At 33.8% G+C, this 19,847-nt stretch carries 19 protein-coding genes and 1 tRNA gene; 6 read left to right on the top strand and 14 right to left on the bottom strand.

Features of this window, described 5'->3' with window-relative positions:
- The 6 genes from BBBE_RS03370 to BBBE_RS03345 form a co-directional block, all read right to left on the bottom strand.
- On the bottom strand, positions 1 to 774 hold the full coding sequence (locus tag BBBE_RS03370) for a TatD family hydrolase (protein ID WP_035464647.1): 774 nt from the start codon (positions 772 to 774) through the stop codon (positions 1 to 3).
- Positions 764 to 2,323, bottom strand: coding sequence for a methionine--tRNA ligase (metG, locus tag BBBE_RS03365; protein ID WP_010701197.1), 1,560 nt, complete (start codon positions 2,321 to 2,323; stop codon positions 764 to 766). The genes BBBE_RS03370 and metG overlap by 11 nt, the downstream gene beginning before the upstream one ends.
- Before the next feature lie 61 nt (positions 2,324 to 2,384).
- On the bottom strand, positions 2,385 to 3,440 hold the full coding sequence (locus BBBE_RS03360) for a DNA polymerase III subunit delta' (protein WP_010701196.1): 1,056 nt from the start codon (positions 3,438 to 3,440) through the stop codon (positions 2,385 to 2,387).
- The gene (tmk, locus tag BBBE_RS03355) at positions 3,437 to 4,081 is read right to left on the bottom strand and encodes a dTMP kinase (protein ID WP_010701195.1); all 645 of its coding nucleotides are present in this window, start codon (positions 4,079 to 4,081) and stop codon (positions 3,437 to 3,439) included. The genes BBBE_RS03360 and tmk overlap by 4 nt, the downstream gene beginning before the upstream one ends.
- Before the next feature lie 650 nt (positions 4,082 to 4,731).
- Positions 4,732 to 5,607, bottom strand: coding sequence for a septal ring lytic transglycosylase RlpA family protein (locus BBBE_RS03350; RefSeq protein ID WP_010701194.1), 876 nt, complete (start codon positions 5,605 to 5,607; stop codon positions 4,732 to 4,734).
- Positions 5,608 to 5,973: 366 nt separating this feature from the next.
- Positions 5,974 to 6,049, bottom strand: a tRNA-Lys gene (locus BBBE_RS03345).
- Positions 6,050 to 6,954: 905 nt separating this feature from the next.
- Here BBBE_RS03345 and lexA point away from each other — a divergent pair.
- Together lexA and rimO are read left to right on the top strand one after the other, a co-directional pair.
- Positions 6,955 to 7,668 carry a transcriptional repressor LexA gene (gene lexA, locus BBBE_RS03340; protein ID WP_010701193.1) on the top strand — a complete coding sequence of 238 codons (714 nt, stop codon included), beginning with the start codon at positions 6,955 to 6,957 and terminating at the stop codon, positions 7,666 to 7,668.
- 262 nt (positions 7,669 to 7,930) lie between these two features.
- Entirely contained in the window at positions 7,931 to 9,244 is a 1,314-nt protein-coding gene (rimO, locus tag BBBE_RS03335) for a 30S ribosomal protein S12 methylthiotransferase RimO (protein ID WP_010701192.1), read from the top strand.
- 1 nt (position 9,245) lies between these two features.
- On the opposite strand, the gene ttcA is transcribed toward rimO, so the two are convergent.
- From ttcA to BBBE_RS03315, 4 genes are all read right to left on the bottom strand, one after another.
- Positions 9,246 to 10,034, bottom strand: coding sequence for a tRNA 2-thiocytidine(32) synthetase TtcA (gene ttcA / locus BBBE_RS03330; RefSeq protein WP_051093585.1), 789 nt, complete (start codon positions 10,032 to 10,034; stop codon positions 9,246 to 9,248).
- Between the two features lie 347 nt (positions 10,035 to 10,381).
- Positions 10,382 to 10,999 (bottom strand): 30S ribosomal protein S4, encoded by a 618-nt coding sequence (rpsD, locus tag BBBE_RS03325; protein ID WP_010701190.1) that lies wholly within the window; start codon positions 10,997 to 10,999, stop codon positions 10,382 to 10,384.
- Between the two features lie 178 nt (positions 11,000 to 11,177).
- Entirely contained in the window at positions 11,178 to 11,990 is an 813-nt protein-coding gene (gene murI / locus BBBE_RS03320) for a glutamate racemase (RefSeq protein ID WP_010701189.1), read from the bottom strand.
- Positions 11,983 to 12,822 carry an RNA methyltransferase gene (locus BBBE_RS03315; RefSeq protein ID WP_010701188.1) on the bottom strand — a complete coding sequence of 280 codons (840 nt, stop codon included), beginning with the start codon at positions 12,820 to 12,822 and terminating at the stop codon, positions 11,983 to 11,985. Before BBBE_RS03315 ends, murI begins: the two co-directional genes overlap by 8 nt.
- Before the next feature lie 320 nt (positions 12,823 to 13,142).
- Between BBBE_RS03315 and sfsA the strand changes: the two genes are divergently transcribed.
- The 3 genes from sfsA to radC are packed head-to-tail and all read left to right on the top strand — an operon-like array spanning position 13,143 to position 15,481.
- Positions 13,143 to 13,868, top strand: coding sequence for a DNA/RNA nuclease SfsA (gene sfsA / locus BBBE_RS03310; protein WP_010701187.1), 726 nt, complete (start codon positions 13,143 to 13,145; stop codon positions 13,866 to 13,868).
- Positions 13,852 to 14,682 carry a type I methionyl aminopeptidase gene (gene map, locus BBBE_RS03305; RefSeq protein ID WP_010701186.1) on the top strand — a complete coding sequence of 277 codons (831 nt, stop codon included), beginning with the start codon at positions 13,852 to 13,854 and terminating at the stop codon, positions 14,680 to 14,682. The genes sfsA and map overlap by 17 nt, the downstream gene beginning before the upstream one ends.
- A 16-nt stretch (positions 14,683 to 14,698) precedes the next feature.
- A complete protein-coding gene (gene radC, locus BBBE_RS03300; protein WP_010701185.1) occupies positions 14,699 to 15,481 on the top strand; it encodes a RadC family protein in 783 nt (260 codons plus the stop codon).
- Positions 15,482 to 15,528: 47 nt separating this feature from the next.
- Here radC and BBBE_RS03295 read toward each other — a convergent pair whose 3' ends face one another.
- The 4 genes from BBBE_RS03295 to BBBE_RS03280 form a co-directional block, all read right to left on the bottom strand.
- Positions 15,529 to 15,741 carry a DUF3126 family protein gene (locus BBBE_RS03295; RefSeq protein WP_010701184.1) on the bottom strand — a complete coding sequence of 71 codons (213 nt, stop codon included), beginning with the start codon at positions 15,739 to 15,741 and terminating at the stop codon, positions 15,529 to 15,531.
- Positions 15,742 to 16,360: 619 nt separating this feature from the next.
- Positions 16,361 to 17,134 carry an alpha/beta fold hydrolase gene (locus BBBE_RS03290; RefSeq protein ID WP_010701183.1) on the bottom strand — a complete coding sequence of 258 codons (774 nt, stop codon included), beginning with the start codon at positions 17,132 to 17,134 and terminating at the stop codon, positions 16,361 to 16,363.
- Positions 17,131 to 17,577 (bottom strand): DUF192 domain-containing protein, encoded by a 447-nt coding sequence (locus BBBE_RS03285; protein ID WP_192812777.1) that lies wholly within the window; start codon positions 17,575 to 17,577, stop codon positions 17,131 to 17,133. Before BBBE_RS03285 ends, BBBE_RS03290 begins: the two co-directional genes overlap by 4 nt.
- Positions 17,578 to 17,760: 183 nt before the next feature.
- Positions 17,761 to 18,336, bottom strand: a complete 576-nt coding sequence (locus BBBE_RS03280) for a cold-shock protein (RefSeq protein WP_010701181.1) — start codon at positions 18,334 to 18,336, stop codon at positions 17,761 to 17,763.
- 298 nt (positions 18,337 to 18,634) lie between these two features.
- Here BBBE_RS03280 and BBBE_RS03275 point away from each other — a divergent pair, with 298 nt between their 5' ends.
- Positions 18,635 to 19,768, top strand: coding sequence for an ABC transporter substrate-binding protein (locus BBBE_RS03275; RefSeq protein ID WP_010701180.1), 1,134 nt, complete (start codon positions 18,635 to 18,637; stop codon positions 19,766 to 19,768).
- Positions 19,769 to 19,847 lie beyond the last annotated feature (79 nt).

Below are 19,847 nucleotides of genomic sequence, written 5' to 3'. Positions count from 1 at the left end.
TTATTTCATTTTTCTAAATAAACGAAAAGCATTTTGTGTTGTTATCTGAGCAATTTCTTCGATACTTAAGCCAATAGTTTCAGCCAAAACAACCGCTGTATGACATACAAAAGATGGTTCATTTATTTGTCCACGGTAAGGAACAGGTGCTAAAAATGGTGAATCTGTTTCGATTAACAAACGTTCATGAGGTACAATTTTTGCTATTTCACGGATCTCAAGTGCATTTTTAAAAGTGAGAATACCCGAAAAAGATATATAGCCACCAAGTTCAATGCCAGCACGAGCAAGCTGTAGCCCAGATGAATAACAATGAAAAATAAATGGAAATTCTCCTTCTTTCATCTGTTCACGTAATATCTGTTCCATATCAGCATCCGCATCACGTGAATGAATTACAAGAGGTAACTGTGTTTCCCGAGAAGCAATGATATGCTCTTGAAAACTCTTCTTTTGCTCTTGTGGTGAAGTATAATTATAATAATAATCAAGCCCAGACTCGCCAAATGCAACAATTTTGGGATGTTTCGATAAAGAAATAAGATTTTCAGCTTTAATATTCTGCTCTTCGCACACATAATTGGGGTGAGTACCAACAGAACAAAAGACCTGATCATAAGCTTGTGTGATTGCTAAAAGTTTATCCAACTTATGAACATGTGTTGAAATTGTTATCATACGTCCAACATCAGCACTCAAAGCCCGTTGAATAACACCATCCAAATCTTGTGCAAAATCTTCAAAGTCAAGATGACAGTGCGTATCAATCAACATCATTCACATCAACTTTCTTAAAGACATAACGGGGAAAAATTGGCACTGGTAGTGGAAGACTTACACCTTCTTTAATTTTCGAATCGTTTATATGACGTAGTAAGCGATCTTCTTTAGCAATTGCAAGACTATCAAGAAGTTTAGTAGCTGATTGAGGAATAAAAGGTAAAAGCATAATACCTATCCGTCGCAAAACTTCTAAAGTTACATAAAGAACTGTAAAAAACCTTTTTGGATTACTTTTGCATAAACTCCAGGGCTCTTCATTAGCAAAATAACGATTAGCATTTGCCACAACTGAAAAAATAGCTGAAAGTGCTAAGTGCGGTGCCTGGCATGACATAGCTTGGCGTGCAACCTCAATTATCTGAAGAGATTGTTCTAAAAGTTGTTTATCTTGAGTCAAAAACATAGTTGGCGTAGGAATTTTCATGTCGCAATTTTTTTGTATCATGGATAAAGAACGTTGCGCTAAATTGCCAAGATCATTAACAAGATCTGCATTGATGCGATTCACAAAACTCTCGTGATTATAACTACCATCTTGCCCGAATGGTACTTCACGAAGAAAAAAATAACGGACTTGATCAAGGCCATAACGATCGACTATTTCAAAAGGATCAACTACATTTCCAACGGATTTTGACATTTTTGCTCCGCGATTTAGTAAAAAACCATGTGCAAAAACACGTTTAGGCAATTCAATTCCAGCTGACATCAAAAATGCTGGCCAATAAATTGTGTGAAAACGGATAATATCTTTACCTATAATGTGAGTACTTGCAGACCAAAAATGACGCTTGTCTGAAGTTTCATTGAAAAAATCAATTGCTGTAAGATAATTTGTAAGTGCATCAACCCAGACATACATTACATGCTTTGAATTATTTGGAACACCAATTCCCCAATTAAAATTCGTCCGCGAAATAGAAATATCTTTCAACCCTGATTTGATAAAACTTATAATCTCGTTACGCCGTTCATTAGGACCAATGAAATCAGGACATTGTTCATAATGTTCAAGAAGAGCTTTTTCATAACGAGAAAGCCTAAAAAAATAACTTTCTTCTTCATTCCACTCAACTGGAGAGCCTAGCTCTTTTTCACGACGGACTCCATCTTCCCCAATTTGGGTATCTTTTTCTTCATAATAAGATTCTTGGCGAACTGAATACCAACCGGCATATCGATCCAGGTAAATATCTCCATTAGCTTCCATTTTTTTCCAAATTGCTTGACAGGTTCGATAGTGTCTTTCTTCTGTTGTGCGAATAAAATCGTCATTAGAGCAATTTAGCACTGTAAGCATTTTTTTAAAAATAGCACTGTTGCGATCTGCAAGTTGTTGAGGTGCTATATTTAATGCTTCTGCCGCTTGTTGCATTTTGAGGCCATGCTCATCCGTGCCAGATAGAAAGAAAACGTCTTTGCCATCTAATCGTTGAAAGCGAGCTAATGCGTCACTTGCAATTGCATTATAAGCATGCCCAATATGCGGAGCACCATTAGGATAAAAAATTGGAGTTGTTATATAATATGTGTCACGCATGTTATACCCAGTTGAAACATAAAAAAAGGATATAATGACATAACGCTTATCAATCATATTGTCACGGAAAAAGCTGATATTCGTGAACGATCTTATGAACTCTAAAAAGCAGATTGATAACAAATTGCTTTTTATCAAGATTAAATGATTGCAGTTCCGCTATTTCCTGATAAATCTCTTGCCATGTTTGCGCACATTTTTTCGAAAGAGAGAGAGTTCCCTTTTCAGCTAAGATAATAGCTCTTTTTTGAATTTTATCAAGAATTTCATCGCAAAATTGTTGAAATTTGACATCCGAATCCGATGATGAAAATGTCTGAGCAAGATTGTGTACAAGAGCCAAATTACAAACGGATTGTTCTAAAAAACTATCAATGGTTTGAATAATTTCAAGCCCACCATAACACGTAAGTAAAAGCGCTTTTCGAGGATTTCCTTTGGATTTCTGAATAACCATTTCCATAGATTTTTTATCGGTAAACACCTGGTCAGAAAGAATATGTGAAATGACTTGTTTTATTTCATCACCACATAATGGTCGCAAAGAGATTTGTTGACAGCGTGAGCGAATTGTCGGAAGTAATTTTCCTGAACAATGTGTAATAATAATAAATAAAGCTTTTGCTGGAGGTTCTTCAAGTATTTTGAGAATTGCATTGGCAGCACTTCTACTCATATCATCTGCAGAATCAATAATGATAATACGCCATCCACCATCTTGCGATGTTTGATTTAAAAAATATGTGACATCGCGAATATCATCAATTGATATACTTGTTTTGAATTTTTGTATTTTTAAATCAAAATGGCGAGAAACATGTATAAGACCAGGATGACTGCCTTGCATTATCTGATGCCATACAGTTGAATCATGTTCTGGTTGTAAAAAACCACTTTCTTGATTACTTAAAATATTCCAAGCAAAGTGAAATGCTAACGTTGCTTTACCAATCCCCCTTTCTCCTTCAAATAATAATGCATGAGGTATACGCCCTTCTTTACATATCTGCGCCAAAAAATGACGAACTTCTTTATGACCAATGATGATGTTATTTTGTGATGGTGATAAAATCCCCTCGATATCGTCATATTGACGCAAAAAGTTGATATCATTCATGGCACATGACCCAATATTAACTGATGACAGATATCCTTTATTTGTGACGCTATCGTTCCTACTGCACAAGTTGCGTCAATTACACGAAATCTATGAGATTCATTTCTAGCCAATCGAAGAAAAGTTTGTCGTCTTTGCTCTTGAATATTTAATTGATCTTTTTCGAAATAATCGATCTTTCCAGTTTCTTTCCTTCGTAAATCTGTGCGCTCCATACCAAACGTTGCTGGTATATCCAATAAAAATGTCAAATTGGGCATAACCTTACCTAGACCTATACGCTCTAAAATGGAAAGAAGATGGGAATTTACCTTATTATTAAGCCCTTGATAAACACGCATAGAATCAATAAAACGGTCACATAAAACAATTTTTCCTGCCTGCAAAGAAGGCAAAATAATTTCAGTAACATGATCAACACGTGCTGCTGTAAATAAAATTGCTTCAGTGAATGCTCCATATTGTTCTGTATTACCTGATAGTAAAATATAGCGCATTGCTTCAGCACCTGCTGTTCCACCAGGTTCCCGAGTTATAACAACATCATAGTTTTTACTACGAAGATACTGTGCAAGCAAAGAAATTTGAGTCGTTTTGCCTGCTCCTTCTCCTCCTTCAAATGTAATAAAATAACCTGACACGTATGAACCTTAATCCTTTATCTTGGCCTACATTATAAGTGTTTTTGCAAGTGTCCAATTATTATTTTATAAAAAGCAATTTTTAAATAAATAAAATATTACTTCAGTTGCTATTAATTTTGCTACTGAAAATAGAAAAAAGTAATACTATTTTGTTTCTCAAATCATATTATCCTTATGCAGCATCAATAATAACGATTGCGATATAGAAATTTGAAATTTTATGTTTTTTATATACTAAGCGTTAATTTCTAAAATAAATAAAAAACTTTAATGCTATATGCGGCCGATTCTTCTTTATCTAAAAAATCAGCATAAAAAGAAGATTGCACAAAAAAAGAGAGCATTCCTTTTTCAAAAGAAATATATTTATAAATTAAAAAATTTTTTGTTTTTCTTATAATTATTAAAATAAAGTCATAAAACACATTATATTATTAATATAACATATTATATATTATATATTTTTCTTGTTATATAGGATTTACCTATAATACTTCATTCAACTATTGACTTGCTATAAATATATTTAATTCAACTTTGTTCTTAAATGAAGATAATTATATCAAATTCAATTTCCTTGGATCATTCAGTTACTTTTTAATGCATATAAAAATACAGTTTTTCTTTCTACAACAATTGTAATCGATTTATCCTGGATTTCCTTTATTGAGTTTATTAGCAAAAGCTACTTGATTAAGTGATGCAGGTTTATCTGTCAAAACAGGACCAATATCTGGTAATTTTATCAAAAAGCTCCCAATTGGTTGTTTTGGATTCATCATAGTCTTCACCGGCTGTTTTTGGGAATTTGTATAAAATGCAAAAAATACAGTATCTTTCTTATCTTCTGGAGTATTCGCCAACGCTAACATCATAGATGAATTATAATCTCCAGACGTATAAGAGGCCATTAAATAAGTGCTATCATAATCATTTACAGGCGCTTTACTGACGTACTCTACTTTAACATTCGTCACCCCTTTATCGACATAACCAAGAATTGTTGCAGCTTGTTTTGATAAATCAATAATTCTATCTTTTATATAAGGACCACGATCATTTACCCTAACAATAATAGAAGAGCCATTTTCTAGGTTTGTAACGCGAGCATAACTGGGCAAAGGCATTGTAGGATGAGCAGCAGTCAAGAGATTCATATCATAGATCTCACCATTTGCAGTTAAACGCCCATGAAAATCTGAGCCATACCATGAAGCTTGACCAACACGTTTATAAGTTGGATCGTCTTCCGGATAATACCACTTTCCTTTTATTTGATAAGGTTTACCAACAACGGCTCTACCACCTTTATTTTTTGATTTATTCTGTGTATTTAAAACCTTTTCAGGTACAGTAACAGCTTTTGCCGCTTTTACCTTAGGTGTCTTATTATTAGAGCTTTTTTCTGCAAATTGTGTTGTTTGGTTTGCACAAGCCGTTAATAGCCCAACACCAACTATAAACACAAATTGAAATATCACTTTAACAACGGAGGGTAACTCTCTTTTACTATTTAAAAGCATTTATCAGCCCGCTTATCCTTTTTTAGCTTTTATTGTAAATATACAAATCGCATTCTTTGTGTATGATTGAAATTTATATCTGTGGATGACTATATTTATTAAATTTATTGGTATTCTAAAAAGCCATCTTTCATCAAGATATTAATGTAATATAAAAGAATATTTGTTATAATTTATAGTGATAATGTATCACCAAGCATGAATTAAAATTAAACAAAATCAATAGATTAAAATATAAAATCAAAAATAAAATGCTATAATATAAATTGTGAATTAAACTAGACTGAATAATAGAAGGTAAGTGTAATTTATAAATAGTTTAAATAATTTTTCACTAATTTACGGGGAATTTGGAAATATTATCTATGGTGAGCGCGCAGGGATTCGAACCCTGGACCTACTGATTAAAAGTCAGTTGCTCTACCAACTGAGCTACGCGCTCCCACACAATTATTTTGCTTGTAGAAAATGAATGGGAACATACGGTCGACTTTTCATTTGGTCAACACCTTTTATGAAAAAATATTATTTTTTACTTTATTTATTAAAATACTGTTTATTGCACCTAACTTTCTCACTATTCTACGCGTTCTTTTTGGATGTAAAATAGAATAACACAACAATAGCATATTGTATTCTTTACACCCAATTAATATAGACAAAAGATAAGCTTTTCAGCAAATTCAAATGGTATCATTCAAATGAAAATAAGATATTTAATGATTTAGATTTTTAAAAATTTTTTGCTTCTTTTTCGCCAATTTTAGTGTGACTTAATCTCTCATAACAGTAGCTAACATTGTTGTGAACTAACAATTTGCATAAAGCGATTCCAGTTGTAGAATTCATTTAATTGAAAAGTTATTTTTTAATTGATACATTTTATAACAGAAGTTAGCAAAATATTTGAATCTATTTTATAAGGTATAGATAACACTTTTCAAAAAACGACTCGTAAAATCATATGGAAGTTATTTATTCAATTTGAAAAAAATCTTGATTAATACCCCTAAAAACCATTTCCAAAGTTAATTGTATCTGTAAAATACAGCTAACATAAATTACTTCATTTAAAACTTTGAGCAATTGTCTGTTCATCAATGATAATTTACAGCTTACCTAAAACACGATACTCCTGCATATACTACAAAATATAAATTTGATGATGATATATACCAATATTGTCAGATAAAATGAATCCACATTTCTTTCTAGACTCAAATTTACAGACTCAAAAATAAAGTAGAGAATTTTGCGTTATTTTATAAAAAATTGTAGAATAATCATGAAATACTTATGCTTTGTCTTCTATTTTTTCTTTTTCGATTTTTTGATTTGGAATGTTGAATGCTGACATGTAAACAATATGAGCTACTTTTATTCATTCACAATCATATGAAAGAAATTGGTGTTCCCCCTTCGTTTGATGAGATGAGAAATGCGTTAGAACTTGCTTCAAAATCCAGCATTCATAGACTTGTCACAGCTTTGGAAGAGCGCGGTTTTATACGTCGTTTACCAAATCGTGCTCGTGCAGTGGAAGTTATCCGGCTTCCTAATAAAATAACATTCGATCTTTCTTCTGCACGTAAAATTTTTCCAAGTATGGTAGAAAAAAACAAAAGAAAAACATTTCAAGATTTTGATAATTTTGATGATTCTGAAACAAAAAACAAAAAAAATGTTACTATCCCTATAATGGGGCGTATTGCTGCTGGCGTACCTATTTCAGCAATACAGCAACAAACAAATACACTATCTCTTCCACCAGATATGATTGGTTTAGGTGAATATTATGCTTTGGAAGTTAAAGGTGATTCTATGGTTGAAGCAGGTATTATTGACAGAGATACTATAATTGTTAAACGCCAAAGTACAGCAACACAAGGTGAAATTATTGTTGCATTAATTGATAAACAAGAAGCAACTTTAAAACGTTACCGACGTAAAGGGGTTTCGATTGCATTAGAGGCTGCAAACCCTCATTATGAAACGCGCATATATAGGCCTGAACGTGTTCATATACAAGGTAAACTTGTTGGACTTATTCGCTATTATTAAAAGATAAAATAATTGAAAACACGAATAAAAAACTGTGTACGTTTATAGAATGTCTATATATACAAAGTCGTCGCCGTAATGATTATAAATAACGCCATTTATTAGCGTTTTTGTCTTTTAATACTATAAATAAATTTGCATAACTTTGTAGCAAAATGTATCAAATACGTTTAAAGGTTAATAGAGCATACAGATATTTTTCCTTAAAAAAGTAGGAATAATAGATAAATTAGATTTTCATTAAAGAATTACAAGGATTATTATGGCAGCACCTCGCATTAGTTTTGTTTCTCTCGGTTGCCCAAAAGCGCTTGTAGATTCTGAGCGTATTATTACAAGTCTTCGTTCTGAAGGTTATGAAATTTCACATAAGCACCAAGGAGCCGATCTTGTTATTGTTAACACCTGTGGCTTTCTTGATTCTGCGCGAACTGAATCGCTAACTAATATTGAAAAAGCTATCAAAGAAAACGGAAAAGTTATTGTAACTGGATGCCTTGGTGCGGAACCTGATGTCATTCGTCAAGCACATCCCAGTGTATTAGCTATTACTGGACCACAAGCATATGAAAACGTCATACAAGCAGTTCATACAGTCGTTCCTCCAGTCCATGACCCCTTCGTTGATTTAGTTCCTCCGCAAGGTATCCGCCTTACACCTCGCCATTATGCTTATTTAAAAATTTCTGAGGGGTGTTCTAATCGATGTAGTTTTTGTATTATTCCTGCTCTGCGCGGTAATTTGGTCTCGCGCCCCATAGGCGATATTCTTCGTGAAGCAGAAAAGCTTGTACAAGCAGGTGTAAAAGAACTTTTAATTATTTCACAAGACACCAGTGCTTATGGTATTGATATTAAATATGCTGAAAGTTCCTGGAAAGACCGCACAATAAAAGCTAAATTTTTGGATCTTTGTCGCGAACTAGGAGACATGGGTGTTTGGGTGCGAATGCATTATGTTTATCCTTACCCTCATGTTGATGAAGTTATTGAACTTATGGCAGCAGGAAAAATTCTCCCTTATCTAGATATTCCTTTTCAGCATGCATCACCAACTATTTTACGTAATATGAAACGCCCTGCTCATATGGAAAAAACAAATCGTAGAATTGAAAAATGGCGAAAAATTTGTCCAGATCTCACTTTGCGATCAACATTCATTGTCGGTTTTCCAGGAGAAACCAATGAAGATTTTGAGATGCTTCTTGAATGGTTGGAAGAAACAAAAATTGAGCGTGCTGGTTGCTTTAAATATGAAGCAGTAAAAGGCGCTGCTGCAAATGATCTTGAATTAGAAAGTATTGCGGAAGAAGTGAAAGAAAACCGTTGGCATCGCTTTATGGCAAAACAACAACAAATTTCTGCTCGTCTCTTAAAGAAAAAGATTGGAAAAAGACTTCAAATCCTTATTGATGAAAGTCAAGGTAAAGTGGCTAAAGGCCGTAGTAAATATGATGCTCCAGAGATAGATGGTGTTATTCATGTATCATCACGCCAACCACTTCGTACCGGTGAATTTGTCACCGTTAAAATCGAACAATCTGATGCTTACGATCTTTACGGTATTGCAGTTTAAATTATAGTAAAGCATCAAAAGCAAAAAGTTTTCTATCAAGCAAATGGCTTGGGCGTACATTTGTCAAAGCGCGAATCATAGTATCTTTACGCCCTGGCATTCTTTTTTCGATATCGTTTAGCATTTCTTTCATTACATTGCGTTGTAAACCACTTTGACTACCACAAAGATTACAAGGAATAACAGGAAATTGCATTGCTTGAGAAAACTTTTTCATATCCTCTTCAGCTGCATAAACAAGAGGACGTAAAACAAAAAGATCTCCCTCATCGTTTATAAGTTTTCCAGGTATAGCTGCTAAGCGACCACCATGAAACAAATTCATAAAAAACGTTTCTAAAACATCATCACGATGATGTCCGAGCACTAATGCAGAACACCCCTCCTCACGTGCAATACGATACAAATGCCCACGTCGCAATCTAGAACAAAGCGAACAATATGTTTGTGTTTGTGTTAACTTATCTGTAACAACTGAATAAGTATCCTGATATTCAATGCGGTAAGGAATTTGATAATTATTCAAAAAATCAGGAAGAATATGCTTTGGAAAGCCTGGTTGACCTTGGTCAAGATTACAAGCTAAAATTTCAATTTGTAAAAGACCACGCCATTTTAAATCCAAGAGAAGAGCCAGTAAGCCGTAAGAGTCCTTCCCCCCAGATAAAGCAACAAGCCATTTTTTCCCTGCAGACAACATTGAGAAATCATCAAACGCTTGTCGGATATGACGCAAAAGTCGTTTACGTAATTTATTAAATTCTACAGTTGAAGGAGCAACCCGAAACATTGGATGGCAATCATCAAAACTTTCCTCCAAAAAATCACCTATACCCACATTTTTCTATTGCTTGATATCATTTAGAAGACTTAATTTATAGTATTATACCCTGTATAATAATACAATGATTCATTTTTCGATCATAATACAAACAACAAATATAACAGGACTTAAATTTAATGCTAAATTCTGTCTGTAATTGGATACCAATAGTCAAAAAACCTACTTATTACAGAAAAAATAAACTGATAACATCAGCGGGTTAATGATGTTATCAGTTCCAACAGTTGCTAGATAATAGAGTGATTTTTAAAACACACAATTAAATTAGAGAGTGATAAATTCTCGCATCAAATTTAACGTGAATAAAATTCAACAACTAAATTAGGTTCCATGTGGACGGCATAAGGAACATCTGAAAAAGCAGGGATACGAGTAAAAGTCGCTTTCATTTTACTATGGTCTGCTTCAATATATTCAGGTACATCACGCTCAGCTAACTGTATAGCCTCTAAGACCAAAACAAGCTGCTTTGATTTTTCACGAACTTCAATAACGTCACCTGGTTTACAGCGATATGATTGAATATTCGTACGCCGACCATTTACATTGATGTGACCATGGTTGATAAATTGACGAGAAGCAAAAATAGTAGGTACAAATTTTGCACGATAAACGATAGCATCTAAACGTGATTCTAGAAGACCGATAAGATTTTCACTTGTATCACCATGACGACGAACAGCTTCTTTATAAATTTTACGAAATTGCTTTTCTGAAATATCTCCATAAAATCCTTTTAATTTTTGCTTAGCACGTAACTGGACACCATAATCAGAAAGCTTTCCTTTACGGCGCTGTCCGTGCTGACCAGGACCATATTCACGGCGATTTACAGGCGATTTCGGACGCCCCCAGATATTTTCCCCCATACGGCGGTCAATTTTATATTTTGTTGATTCGCGCTTACTCATCGCATTTCCTTCACATAAAAAACAAGATCATAAATTAGACCTTAAGGAAACGCACCCTCCTCTGCCTTCCAAAAGGAAGACTGACAGGATATCTTACACACAAATTCGAAAGCTATCCACGGGACACGTCAATTAATATTATTTTCTTAAAAGAAAAAGTTAAAATAGCTTTATTCAATTATACTTTAAAGTCAACTCCCTTTACTATATTAAAACCAAACTTTTGTAACAAATGCTCAGTTGCAATTTCTATATTTTGCGATGTAAATAAAGCACAATCTTTATGTTTCTTTACGTTTTTATTTGGTATTTCCTCTAATAATAATGATCTGGTGCGCCTGGCTATAGCTTTTGCTGGATCAATCCAACTTACCGGCCATAAAGCTTGCTGACGAAACAAATTAATTAAAAAAGGATAATGTGTACATGCTAAAACAATAACATCTGTATATTTGTTATTTTTCTCAACAAAGCATGGTAAGATTTCATGACGTAATTCTTCCTCGTCGATGAGATTCCCACGTAAATAATTTTCAGCAAACCCTGCAAGCTTTGTACTCCCTACAAGCTGAACATGACACTGATTAGCAAAAGAATCGATTAATTTATGTGTGTACGCACGTTGAATTGTCCCAGGAGTTGCTAACACTGAAATAAGACCTGAATTTGTCTTTTTAGCTGCTAATTTAATTGCAGGAACAGTTCCAACAAAAGGAATATTAGGAAATTTTTTTCGTAAATCTGTTATCATCAATGTAGAAGCTGTGTTGCAGGCAATAACACATAAAGCAGGATTATAAAGTTTTAATAGATTTGTAAAAATCTTTAAAATGCGCTGTTTCAAAGCATCTTCACTCCACATACCATAAGGAAATCCTGCATCATCAGCAATATAAATAAATTGGAATTCAGAAATAAGAGCGCGTACTTCCTTCACCACTGTTAACCCACCAATACCGCTATCAAAAAAAAGAAGTGGTTGCTCATTCATTAGTGGTTACACCTGTTGTAATTTTCTTCTTGCGATCACGTCCCACAGGTGCACCACTACCCCGTGGAAATTTAGGTGAAAAATGATCTAATGAAGATATAACTCCCCGTAGCAGCCGAATTTCAGATTCGCTCAAACTAGCACGTGTAAAAACAGAGCGTATATTGATGATCATCACTTCTTTGCGTTCTCGCGGTCTAAAATATCCACGAACATCCAAAGCATTTTCTAACTGTGATAAAAAACCATGTAGCGTAGCTTTATCCGCTGGTTTCATTTCTTTTACACGAAAAGCAGTATCGTTTAAATCATCTAAACCGGATTTCATCCATTCATAAGACATCAGCAGAACTGCTTGTGCAATATTCAATGAAGCAAAAGCAGGATTAACTGGGAAAGTAACGATTTCATCAGCAAAGCTAATTTCTTCATTTTTCAATCCCCATCTTTCTCTACCAAATAAAATACCTATCTTATGTCCAACACTTTCATGATGACGTAAAATACTTGCCCCTTCTACAGCACTTTTAACAGTTTTGAAGCCACATCTTTTACGTGCTGTTGTACCTAAAACATAATTTAAATCTGCGATTGCGTCACATAATGTATTGAAAACCAATGCATTATCAATAATATGATCAGCTTTACTGGCTGCAGCTCTAGCTTTGTCATTTGGAAATACTTCTCGCGGTTTAACCAGCCGAAGATCAGATAGCCCAAAATTTGCCATTGCTCTTGCCACCATACCAATATTTTCTGGCAATTGTGGCTCAACTAAGACAATAATTGGACCATTCATTATATTCTGACGATTCCTATTTGTCCCAGCCATTTATTTCACCGATCTTCATAAATTATATCTCTATAGCTATTTTTTTTGTAACTCAACCTCTCAAATCAATACTCCATGAAATAACCTTTTTAGCGACAAATTGTAGTCAATTTTATCTTCTCAATAGAAATTCATTGATTTATCTGAAAAAGGATTAAATATGAACTCTGAAAGAAAAATGACTCTTGCACTCATAACAATGTTGTTGATTGTTACAACTGTTATTTTTTATGCTAATGTAACCATAACTGATGTACTTCAACTCATTTGAATATAAGCCTTGAGTTGAATTATAAGATCATCTCCTTTAATAAAGGAATATGTTCTTTATTCCTGAACTCTATCCTGCAAAGCTTGTCCGTCGTTATAAACGCTTTCTTGCTGATGTTAGAAAGAGTAACCAGCATATCTTTACCGTTTCAGTTCCTAATACTGGCTCAATGCTTGGATTAATAACTCCCAACTCTAATGTCTGGCTTTCATACAGTAATGATCCCAAGCGAAAATACCCATATCGACTAGAAATTGTCGAAGCAGATAATACTTTAGTTGGTATTAATACAACTTTGCCTAACAAACTTGCATTAGAAGCAATTCAAAACGGTTTATTACCCGAATTAGGCGGATATAAAACTATCTTAAGTGAACAGCGGTATGGTACACACTCACGTATTGATTTTCTTCTACATGATGACGCTCTTCCAGAATGTTATCTGGAAGTAAAAAACGTCCATTTTATACGTCAAAAGGGATTAGCAGAATTTCCCGATACCATAACAAAACGTGGTGCACGCCATCTTGATGAGCTCATAAAAATTGTACAACAAAGAAAGCGAGCAGTTATGCTTTACATCATTCAACGAGAAGATTGCTCAGCTTTTACAATTTGTCGTGATCTTGATCCTACTTATGGATGCAAATTTGATTTAGCTTTAAAATCAGGGGTAGAATTTTATGCTATAAAATGTCACGTAAGTATAAAAGGTATTTTTCCGATTCACCAAGTAAAAATAGAAAATAGCAAGAAAAATGACCAATTATATTGAATATAATAAAATACCCCTAAAATTTAATGGGCAAATTCGTATTTTTGACGATTATGCTTTTTCTGAAATGCGTAAAGTTGGTCGCATTGCAGCAGAATGCCTTGATGCACTTACAGATATCATTAAGCCTGGTACAACTACACAAGAAATTGATGATTTTGTCTTCACTTATGGGGCTGAACGCGGTGCTTTGCCTGCTGACTTAAATTATCATGGATACAGCCATTCATGCTGTACATCTATTAATCACGTCGTTTGTCATGGCATACCCAATCAAAGATCTTTACAAGAAGGTGATATTGTTAATGTTGATGTAACATTTATTCTCAATGGTTGGCATGGAGATTCAAGCCGTATGTATCCTGTCGGAAAAATCAGGCGTGCTGCAGAACGCTTACTTAAAATAACCCATGAATGCCTTATGAGAGGAATTGCAACAGTTAAACCTGGTGCAACTACAGGTGATATTGGTGCAGCCATTCAGTGTTACGCAGAATCTGAACGGTGTTCAGTTGTAAGAGATTTTTGTGGTCATGGAATTGGTCAACTTTTTCATGATGCACCAAATATTTTACATTATGGAAGCCCAGGAGAAGGTGAAGAACTAAAACAAGGTATGATATTCACAATAGAACCTATGATTAACCTTGGTAAACCACAAGTTAAAGTTTTATCTGATGGCTGGACTGCTGTAACACGTGATCGTTCACTTACCGCACAGTACGAACATACAATTGGTGTAACAAGTCAAGGATGCGAAATATTTACTGAATCTCCTAAAGATATTTTTTACGTTCCAAGTTTATACGCTTAATAAATGTAGTAATATTATGGCTAAAAAATCAAATAAAAATGGAGTCATGAAAAGTAATTCCTTTGAACTAACATCAAGTGTTCCTCTTGATATGATGCCAAAAATAAAAAGTGAAAAGCTTAAAACAACTAAACATTATGAAGGACATCGTGAACGTCTACGTAAACGCTATTTAAAAACGAAGGGGAATGCAATTGAAGATTATGAATATCTTGAGCTATTGCTTTTTCGTACCCTTCCTCGAATAAATACAAAAATAATAGCTAAAAATTTAATAGAACGTTTTGGCTCGTTAACTGATGTGTTGAACGCTGATATTAACCTTCTTCAAGAAGTTCCTGGATGTGGTCCAGCTACCGCAATAGATTTAAAAATTATTTCAGGTGTCGCAGGACGCCTTGCTCGTGCACAATTGTCTAAACGTGATATTTTTTCTACATGGGATAAAGTATTAGCTTATTGCAAAGCTGTTATGGCACATGAAACGCGGGAACAATTTCGTGTTCTATTTCTTGATAAGAAAAATGGTCTACTTTCTGATGAAGTGCAACAAACTGGTACTATTGACCATACTCCCGTCTATCCTCGTGAAGTAGTCTCTCGAGCTTTAGAATTATCTGCATCAGGAATTATTTTAGTTCACAACCATCCTTCAGGTGACGCGTCGCCTTCTCTAGCAGATATAGAAATGACACATAAATTAAAAGATATTGCCAATGCACTAGGAATTATCCTTCATGACCATCTCATTATTGCGCGTAACGGTCACACAAGTTTAAAAGCACAAAAACTTATATAAAACTCTTTGAATTAAAAGAAAAACGTATTCAATTATAATTAATTGCATCATTTTCCTAGATCAATATCTAAAATAGCCATTGAGAAGTTATAGGATAATTCATCTTCATCCTCATCCCGATAAATAATACCCAAAAATTCATCCCCTATATAAACTTCACAAGAATCATCTTTTTTCGGCCGTGCTTTTACCTGCAATGCTGAATTTTGGAACGTCTTTTTAAAATAACTATCAAGTTTTCTTATTTCATCAGCATTCACTGCACTCTCCTACATTTTAAGATTATCAATCTAATTCCTTTTTTGCAGATAAAATACTCCTATGATTCTGTAAAGATAGTAAAAATTTTCCACTCTCAATCTTTAATCCTGTCATTAATGCTTAAAATAAGATCATTTTCACAAACTTTATTGAATAACTTCCAACAAAAAGCTTATAATTATTTAATCTATCTGACCAGATTTTAAAATAAAAAAATAAATTTACTCTTTTGTTTTTATTTCTACAGATAATAACCTTGAATTCAAAAAGAAAACAAGTTTAATTACTCTATTGTGAAGCAAATTCTCTGCTCTAACATAAGTTGTTTTAAATTTATAACAGTTACAATTCGTCTATAAAATCTAATGATATAAAAATCATTCCATTTATTTTGCAAATTAATAAATTGAAATATTCATTTGATTTATATCATTTATTTCAATTTTTATAAATCAAAATTAAATTATAACACAATCCGTAAATATAAGCTTTTACCAATGCCTTCCTACTTCTAAACATAAGCTATACAATAAAGAAGAGATTCCGGATAAGCTTTTTATATTTCCAAAATAACAAAATGTTAAATTCTGTTTCAGCTTCTATAAATATAAACGAATCTCATGTAAAAGAATAACGAGAAAGAAAATCAATAACACCTTTTTTATAAACCTGATCTCCCACAGCAAGCATATGATCTCGCCCGGGAATATGTAATGCTTCACCATGTGGCAACAAAGCTACTAATGGTTCTGCCTCACCACTGATATCATCCAATGAACCAATAGCAACAAGTGCAGGCTGTTTGATTTTTTGAACATCAGATTCTGTTAATTTTTGCGCTGATGTTGTAATACAAGCAGCAAGAGCGCGTCTGTCACTTTTAGTTTGATCTACAAACTTACGAAACATCAGACCACGTGCATTAGTAATAGTTGAAGAATCCTCCGCTAAAAGAGCTTCTGCAACAGGCTTCCAATCACCTCCTCCTGTTACCATACCAATGCCTAATCCTCCAAAAATAACACTACGCACATATGTTGGATATAAAAGCGCCATGAATGCACTAATCCGAGCACCCATGGAATATCCCATGACATGAGCTTTAGGTAATTCTAAATGTTGAAGCAATTTAACTGCATCGCCAGCCATAGCTTGAGGAGTGTAAAATAAAGAATCATAACTTTTAACTGAATCACCATGTCCACGATTATCAAGAGCTATAACTCTATAACCTGCCTCAACAAGGCTACGAAACCACCCTGTTGCATACCAATTAACCCACGCAGAAGACCCAAAACCATGAATCAATAAAATAGGAATACCTTTACCTTCTTCGCGATAAGCGAATCGTAATCCATCGTGTTCAAAAAAATAAACATCTTTTGCTGTCATTCCTTATTACCTTCACATTTCCCACAAATAGCAGGATGAATAACACGCTGCCCTTTTTGTATTTTTTTATCAGCAACCTCACCAGCATTGAGCTCAATAGCGAAGGTTGCCGGCACTTTTGATGAAATAATATCTTCTGAAAATATACGAGTATTTTCAACAATTGAAACAATAATACCCTCAGAGTTTAAAAAAATCATATCCAAGGGTAAAGGAGTATTTGCCATCCACATAAACATTTCCTGTGTATTTTCAGATGTATTATTTAACGAATTTTTAAATAACATTGCATGATTTTTAGGGAAATGGGTACGGTACATCAAGCCAGCGTTTGATTGAGCCGGCAAAAAAGCAATTTCAACATTATAAGAAAATGCACCTTTTTTTGTATTAATTACTAAAGGGGTTGAATCAACTGGAATCTGTATAGGTTTTTGTGCCATAATCATCTTTATACCTACACAAAAAAATACCCCTATACAAAAAAAGATCAATTGAATGATTTGTTTTCCTTTAGAAAGCTTCAAATATCTTACCCCTTATTAATGATAAGTCTTTATCTTTATTAAAAACTAAAAGCATTAAAATCTTAAAAAAAGAAATATAATAACTATGCATATTGAAATTTAGTGCGTAGTAAATGGAAACGCTATATCAGGGTAAATTTCTGCTGTCATCAAGCCTTTTTCACCTTTACCAAAACGCACAATAACAACTTGACCAGAACGAAGCTCTGCTAAACCAAAGCGGCGCAATGTTTCTATATGAATGAAGATATCTTCTGTTCCCTGCCCTCGGCTAAGAAAGCCAAAACCTTTATCACGATTAAACCACTTAACAATTGCACGCTCTAAGCCACTTTCAGGAGTAACTACAATATGTGTACGTACCGGAATTTCTGATGGATGAACAGCAGATGATAAATCAATAGACTTGACCTGAACACATTTTAACCCCCGCTCAGTTTTCTTTACAACACAAATAATTTTAGCACCTTCCAAAGCTGTTTGAAAACCATCTCGTCGCATCACAGTAACATGTAATAATATATCAGGAAGCTCATACAAATCAGGTACTATAAACCCATAACCCTTACTGCTATCAAACCATTTAATAACACCACTAATTTCAGTAATTTCACCACAAACATCGAAATTATCTTCAGATAGGGAATAATTTTTTAAGGTATCCTTACTCGTCATAATTAAACGTGATTCCCGTGGTTTAAATTCTACAAATTGATTCTATCATGTTTAGTAAACATTGCTATTGCATCAACAAGCAAGCCCCAAGATAAGATTTCCCCTATATTGTAGTAACACCCAAAATTTTGGCACATTAATCCGCAATACAAATATTTTTCTGAAATGCTTAATCTTATATTTCACACAATGAATAAAGAACCTTCATACACAGTGATTAATTTTTATTAATGTGTAACTTGCATGGCAATAAAGTTCAATATAAAGTATAAATAATTATAAATAAGGGGAGTATATAATGCAATTGAAGCAATTCCTTACTATAGTCGCTACAATGATGATGCTCATAGCAAATGCTTATGCTAATGTTCCTATTAAAATTGGTGTTTACCTTCCATTAACAGGACAAAATGCATTTGGGGGACAACTTGAACTGGAAGGTATACTGTTGGCACACAAAAAAATACCTGAAATACTGGGACGTAAAGTTGAACTTGTTATTATTGACAATAAATCCGATAAGGTAGAGGCAGCTAATGCTGTTATGCGTTTAACTGCAAACGATAATGTTAACGGTATTATTGGAACTTATGGCTCTTCATTAGCATTAGCTGGTGGAGAAGTGTCTGAAAAAGCAAAAACTCCTGTTATCGTAACTTCAGCAACAAACCCACTTATTACGCATGGTAAAAAATATTCTTTTCGCACATGCTTTATTGATCCTTATCAAGGAGCAGGTGCTGCAACTTATGCAATTCAAAATTTACATGCAAAAAAAGCAGCTATATTAAAAGATATATCAAGTGATTACGCAATTGGGCTTGCAAATTATTTTAATCGTTCATTCAAAAAATTAGGTGGTGAAGTTATTTTAAATTTAAATTATAATTCTGGAGATCAAGACTTTTCAGCTGCTCTTACACAAATTATAGCACAAAAACCTGACGTTTTATTTATCCCATCCTATTTTTCTGAAGGTTCCATTATCATGAAACAAGCACGTGAATTAGGTGCACAATTCCGCATTATGGGGGGGGATGCTATGGATAACCCAGAAACCATTGCAATTGCAGGAAAAGCCGCAGAAAACTTTTTACATACAACGCTCCCATATGATAAAAATATGCCAAATATGTCAAGAGCTGCACAAGAATTCACAAATGAATGGAATGCAGCTTACCCCCATAAAGAACCAAATATCAATTCGGTCTTAGGATACACAGCTTACATAATGTTTATGAAAGCTATTGAAAATGCTGAAAGTGCTGATCGCGAAGCAATCACTATAGAATTGAATAAATTGAAAGATGTACAAACACCTTTTGGCAATATGTCTATGGATGAAAATCACAATCCTCAAATTCCTATCGGTGTTATTGAAATAAAAGACGGAAAACGTATCTATTTAAGCGAAATAAAACCTGCCATTTGATAAATTTCAGAACATTGATCGATTAAATCGAAATATAAGATCTGATTGAAAATTATTCTCTCAACTAGATTGTTCAGAA

The sequence above is a fragment of the Bartonella bovis 91-4 genome (assembly GCF_000384965.1).
Taxonomy (GTDB): Bacteria; Pseudomonadota; Alphaproteobacteria; order Rhizobiales; family Rhizobiaceae; genus Bartonella; species Bartonella bovis.
Note: the sequence above shows the minus strand (reverse complement) of the source record. Positions and strands in the feature narration are given on the sequence as shown.

What these genes read in the sequence shown, in the direction of transcription:
- BBBE_RS03370 (WP_035464647.1), bottom strand. Translation starts at nt 774, where the DNA reads ATGTTGATTGATACGCACTGTCATCTTGACTTTGAAGATTTTGCACAA.
- metG (WP_010701197.1), bottom strand. Translation starts at nt 2,323, where the DNA reads ATGCGTGACACATATTATATAACAACTCCAATTTTTTATCCTAATGGT.
- BBBE_RS03360 (WP_010701196.1), bottom strand. Translation starts at nt 3,440, where the DNA reads ATGAATGATATCAACTTTTTGCGTCAATATGACGATATCGAGGGGATT.
- BBBE_RS03350 (WP_010701194.1), bottom strand. Translation starts at nt 5,607, where the DNA reads ATGCTTTTAAATAGTAAAAGAGAGTTACCCTCCGTTGTTAAAGTGATA.
- lexA (WP_010701193.1), top strand. Translation starts at nt 6,955, where the DNA reads ATGCTGACATGTAAACAATATGAGCTACTTTTATTCATTCACAATCAT.
- rimO (WP_010701192.1), top strand. Translation starts at nt 7,931, where the DNA reads ATGGCAGCACCTCGCATTAGTTTTGTTTCTCTCGGTTGCCCAAAAGCG.
- ttcA (WP_051093585.1), bottom strand. Translation starts at nt 10,034, where the DNA reads ATGTTTCGGGTTGCTCCTTCAACTGTAGAATTTAATAAATTACGTAAA.
- rpsD (WP_010701190.1), bottom strand. Translation starts at nt 10,999, where the DNA reads ATGAGTAAGCGCGAATCAACAAAATATAAAATTGACCGCCGTATGGGG.
- murI (WP_010701189.1), bottom strand. Translation starts at nt 11,990, where the DNA reads ATGAATGAGCAACCACTTCTTTTTTTTGATAGCGGTATTGGTGGGTTA.
- BBBE_RS03315 (WP_010701188.1), bottom strand. Translation starts at nt 12,822, where the DNA reads ATGGCTGGGACAAATAGGAATCGTCAGAATATAATGAATGGTCCAATT.
- sfsA (WP_010701187.1), top strand. Translation starts at nt 13,143, where the DNA reads ATGTTCTTTATTCCTGAACTCTATCCTGCAAAGCTTGTCCGTCGTTAT.
- map (WP_010701186.1), top strand. Translation starts at nt 13,852, where the DNA reads ATGACCAATTATATTGAATATAATAAAATACCCCTAAAATTTAATGGG.
- radC (WP_010701185.1), top strand. Translation starts at nt 14,699, where the DNA reads ATGGCTAAAAAATCAAATAAAAATGGAGTCATGAAAAGTAATTCCTTT.
- BBBE_RS03290 (WP_010701183.1), bottom strand. Translation starts at nt 17,134, where the DNA reads ATGACAGCAAAAGATGTTTATTTTTTTGAACACGATGGATTACGATTC.
- BBBE_RS03285 (WP_192812777.1), bottom strand. Translation starts at nt 17,577, where the DNA reads ATGGCACAAAAACCTATACAGATTCCAGTTGATTCAACCCCTTTAGTA.
- BBBE_RS03280 (WP_010701181.1), bottom strand. Translation starts at nt 18,336, where the DNA reads ATGACGAGTAAGGATACCTTAAAAAATTATTCCCTATCTGAAGATAAT.
- BBBE_RS03275 (WP_010701180.1), top strand. Translation starts at nt 18,635, where the DNA reads ATGCAATTGAAGCAATTCCTTACTATAGTCGCTACAATGATGATGCTC.